Annotated in this window: 1 protein-coding gene and 1 pseudogene; both read right to left on the reverse strand. The window is 29.4% G+C overall.

Annotated features, from left to right (window positions below):
* Nucleotides 1-106, reverse strand: a pseudogene (locus CKF59_RS08050) (restriction endonuclease subunit S); the annotation flags it as partial.
* A 47-nt stretch (nucleotides 107-153) separates the two neighbouring features.
* On the reverse strand, nucleotides 154-1137 hold the full coding sequence (gene xerA / locus CKF59_RS07745) for a site-specific tyrosine recombinase/integron integrase (protein ID WP_119535328.1): 984 nt from the start codon (nucleotides 1135-1137) through the stop codon (nucleotides 154-156).
* Nucleotides 1138-1250: the final 113 nt, after the last annotated feature.

Raw genomic sequence — 1250 nt, forward strand, 5'->3', positions numbered from 1 at the left:
CCCCATATTCTTCGTTATAAATCATCTGTCCTCCTGAAGATTTATATGGATTTCCATTCTTATCAGGGAATTCAAATTGTTTAAACCAATAGTCGTATAAAGTGTCTAGTTGATTATATAAATTATCGTTTACCTACCATATAGATTAGCTTATCAACCAATAAACTTTCTATGTGCTAATTTCACATTACTTTGTTTTACCATTGCGTACTGTAAAGTAGTGTCTATTCTTTTATGTCCTAATAAGTGTTGTAATTGTTCTATTGGCATTCCTTTATCTATCGCTACTGTAGCTAGAGTTCTTCTAAATTTATGCGGATGAACTCTATTTATTCCTAATGATCTGCCTAATTTTCTCAATCTCGTTTCAACCCCACCAATATCTAATCTATTGTATGGAAACTTTAAAGAAACAAATAAAGCCCTATTAGAGTCATTTCTTTTAGCCAAATACTGTTGTAGATGAATTTTTGTACGAGCATCAAAATAAACTATTCTTTCTTTGCTACCTTTTCCCAGTACAATACACTCTCGTTCATTAAAATCTATATCCTCTCTATTTAGACGCACCATTTCTCCAATACGCATTCCTGTAGAAGCTAACATATCAATAATAGCTAAATCCCTGATTTGCTTACAATTATCTCTAATAATTTCTAAATCCTCATCAGAATAGGTCTCTTTAATACTAGAGATAGTTTTTACTTTTCTTATCCTACGTACTGGACTTTTTAAAATGTAATCTTCATCTTCAAGCCAAGAGAAAAAACTCGATAGAATTCTTCGAATATTATCAATCGTTACTTTACTCGAATGATTCTTTTCCTGATACTGTGTTAAATAAACTCGTATATCATCAGTAATAATTTGATTAATAGGCTTATTAATACTCGTAACCATACTTTGAATCGTTGATTCATAATAACTCAATGATTTATTTGAACAACCTTCAACTTTCTTAGCAGCTATAAACAAGGATATAAAATCTATTTCTTCCTCATTTTGAGAGTTCTCGTCGTTCATTATCTTGTATCTAAACAAGGAAACATTTAAAACTTCTTTTAGTTTATTTAATTGATAATTATTCAAGCAAGATAACATGGCCTGTGTTATCTCGTTTATTATCTCTAATTTCACAAAATCTCCATTTGATTGTTAAAGAACTGTAAAAAACTATAATACATTATCAAATATATAGAAAAATTTAATGAAATTGGGAGGTAAACGATAATTTACCTCCCATATAACAT

Origin of the sequence: Psittacicella gerlachiana, assembly GCF_003585965.1 — a bacterium.
Taxonomy (GTDB): domain Bacteria; phylum Pseudomonadota; class Gammaproteobacteria; order Enterobacterales; family Psittacicellaceae; genus Psittacicella; species Psittacicella gerlachiana.